At 61.9% G+C, this 3,158-nt stretch carries 2 protein-coding genes and 1 pseudogene; 1 reads left to right on the forward strand and 2 read right to left on the reverse strand.

The window, feature by feature from the left end:
• Positions 1 to 267: hypothetical protein (locus IRZ24_RS18570; protein WP_297167675.1), on the forward strand; the 267-nt coding region annotated here is incomplete at its 5' end.
• A gap of 241 nt (positions 268 to 508) precedes the next feature.
• On the opposite strand, the gene IRZ24_RS18575 is transcribed toward IRZ24_RS18570, so the two are convergent.
• Both IRZ24_RS18575 and IRZ24_RS18580 read right to left on the reverse strand, forming a co-directional pair.
• Positions 509 to 1,801, reverse strand: a complete 1,293-nt coding sequence (locus IRZ24_RS18575) for a helix-turn-helix domain-containing protein (RefSeq protein WP_297167677.1) — start codon at positions 1,799 to 1,801, stop codon at positions 509 to 511.
• A 781-nt stretch (positions 1,802 to 2,582) separates the two neighbouring features.
• Positions 2,583 to 3,158, reverse strand: a pseudogene (locus tag IRZ24_RS18580) (hypothetical protein); the annotation flags it as partial.

Raw genomic sequence — 3,158 nt, forward strand, 5'->3', positions numbered from 1 at the left:
AAGGATGTTACGGTCGATGGGTGCAGGCTTGGCATACAACGTCTGCCTAAGCAGGGCCTGCGCCAGAAAGACGTGTACTGGAAAGTGTCGGCGATGGTCAATCCAGGTTTGTTTTTGGCGCTGAAAGATGCTGTGCTGGCTGCCAGGTTGGCAGAGGGTGATACCAAAGCAGCGCCGAGCTTCTCTATCGGGCCGACGCTGGAGGGTGTTGAGCCATTCCTGTCTCGGCAGGTTTGCCTTGCTTCCGACAGGCTCCCCCCTCGATAGGTGCACGAAGTAAGCTGCGGAGCGATGCCGCTTAGAATGAGGAGGGTGGAGGCTTTTCCCTTAGCACTTCCAGCGAGGGCGAACAGCAGCGGCCTCGCTCAGCCTGCCGTCACCAAGGGGACCAGAGGGCCTGCCTGGAAGTTGAGATCCAGCATCAGCCTCTGGCTTCCCCTCCCTTCGGCCTGGCATCCCAGGCAGGTCCCATTTTCATTGCAGAGCTGCTTGCCTCGCCCGGCCTGGTCTAGAGAGTGCGCCCGCGCCCGCGTCCCGGCTGGTTCAGCAACAACCGCAGGCGCGCCACTTCCGGAGCACTGCCAAACGGCGAAGCTGCCAGCCGCTCTACGAGCCGGCGCGCCCGGTCCAGATTCACCTGACTACGGATCGCGTGCGCCACAGGTACCGCCTCCAGGCCCAGCGCCGCCGCCTGCTCATACTCGCCCAAGCGCGCATAGGCCTCCGCCGCCAACAGCTCCGCATAGACATTGGCGCGCGTCATACCGCTCAACTGGCGCGTTGGCAGACTATCCAACGTCTCCCGGGGCCAGTTGAGCGCTAACAGCACCGCGGCCCGATCAATCTGAAAACGCTCCCTACTCAAAGGCAGATGATAGTGATCCTCCCCCGAGCCGGCCAGGGCCTCGCCCAGCCAGGCAGCCGCCTCATCCAATAGCACCAGTACCCTGCCTGGCTGGCGTTGCGCTTCCTCTGTCCGCGCCTGGGCCAGGGCGCCGCGCAGCAACAGCGCGACCCGCAAATCCGCCGGCAGGTTCGGCAACAGCCGGCGGACCCGCAGCTCATCCTGTAACGCCCGCTCAATCTGACCAAACTCGATGAGGGCCGTCATCCGCCGGTAGAGCGCAAAGGCCAGCAATGTCTCCTGCTGCAGCGAATTGGCCCAACCAACGGCCTTGTTGAGATGCTCCAGCGCTCGCTGCGGCTGCTGCTCATCGCGCAGTACCGAACCCGCCAGCGTGTGGTAGCCCACCAGTAAGCGCTTGAGATGCGGCTGATCCCCTTTGGCAAAGGGCAGCGCCTCATACAGGCCGCTCAGGGTAGCCTCAATCAGCGGTAGCTCCGGGCCGGCGGTACTTAGGTCCCCTTTGCGATTCAAGGCGGACAAACGTCGTGCCACCTGCTCCATATCAATGGCCGGACGGCTGATCACCGCAGGAGCTTGCAGCGTTGCAGTCTGCTGCCTCACACCCGGCAGCTCCGCCAGGCCCAACAGGACAGGAGGAATGGCTAGGATCTCTGCAAGAAATCGTCGTCGAGAGAAACTGTCGAAGCCTTCGTCGTGATGCTCCATGAGGTTCACATACCTTTCAGTGACGCCCAGCGCCCGCGCCAGGTCGGCTTGGGTCCAGCGCTTGCCATCAGGACGCCGCTTCAGACGCCGATAGTGACGGACCACCTGCCCCGGGCGAGGAAGGTGGTCAGGCCCCGCCTCAAAAGGCGGATAGCCAAGCTGTACCCACCAGGGACTACCGCCAGCGCGATCAGGACAGCTCCCCAGTGATTCAGACGTAGCAGCCATCGCTCTCAGGCGCTCCTTTCCCTCTACGGAAAACAGGGAAGCCACGTAAACGCTAGAGCCAGTATACGGAGGGAAGGAGAGCAACGCAAGAGCTTCCGAAGGGAAAGCAGAACCAGGAGTTCATCATCTCTTGATAGCGAGATTAGACCAGTGAAGGAGGTGAGTGATTGCTTTGACAGTCGAGAAAGGGGATCGATTGCCTCTCTCGCGAACAATGGGGAAAGTACGCAGAGGTCGTGATAGGTGGCAGTAGAGATGGCACTCGGGGCGTTCACATCTGGCCCGCCTGGAGCCAGGTATCTTCTTGCTCCCTTTGCTCCCGCTTCTCTCTCCAGGCCGGCCACCGACGGCAAAGGCTCTGCATGCTTACAGCGCGCGCCCGCGCCAGATCGGCCTGGGTCCAGTGCCTGCCGTCAGGGCACCGCTTCAGACGGCGGTAGTAGCGGATCACCTGGCCCGGGCGAGACCACTCAGCAGCAGCCGCCACCGCAGGAGACTGCTGCCTGGAAGGCGGATGCATCCAGAAATGGAATTTCAGCTTCGGCCCAGCTACATAGCACAGGTCAGGAGCGGCCTCTTAGGATAGAAGCAGACAAATAAACAAGAGAAGACTGTGCCCGCCCTGGCCCCTGAATGCTTCAGTTCTACATCTTAAGCAAGCAAGCAAGCTCTTATTGGAGAGAAGAGAGAGGAAGGAGATCAGATGTTTGTCCGTCTCCCTCGTTGGACCCCCGATCCTTGCAGGCCAGTCTTTTCCTGGGGACCTCCTCGCCCGCTCCCTCTACCAGGGATCAAAGAGATCCTCCAGCGCCCCAATCTGCCGCTCATGCGGCCAGCGCTCCCGCAGACGCTCATAGACCTCTGCCAGCTTGTTGAAGTAGAGCCGCGACCCCAACCGACGCGCCAACTGCACCGCCTCAGCCACGACGCTGCTGGCCTCTTCCATCGATCCCTGCTGCAGGCGCACCTGCGCATAGTAGTAGAGCAGATCCACCCTTGTGATAGGTTCCTGCTCTGGATCGCTCGTCTCCCCCTCCAATGCCTGCAGCGCCTTCTCTGCCGCCTTCGGCTGCCCCAGAAAGAGCTGTGTCTGCGCATCTCCAAAGACATAGAGCGAGTAGCGGCTCGAGCGCTGATAGCTATAGGCTGGGTCCTCTTCCGGCCGCTGCGGATAGTGCTCGTAAGCCAGTTCCCTGGCGCGGAGCGCTTCTTGCCTGGCCTGGCGCATAGCAGACACTTCCGCCAGTCCTGCGTACGCCCGCCCTTTCAGCAGGGGCGTGACCGCCGGCGTGAAGTGCGCCACAGCCTGCTGGTAGCAGGCCAGGGCTGCCGCACTCTGTCGCTGGTGAAAATGGAG

This window comes from Thermogemmatispora sp. (genome assembly GCF_019683755.1).
Lineage (GTDB): Bacteria > Chloroflexota > Ktedonobacteria > Ktedonobacterales > Ktedonobacteraceae > Thermogemmatispora.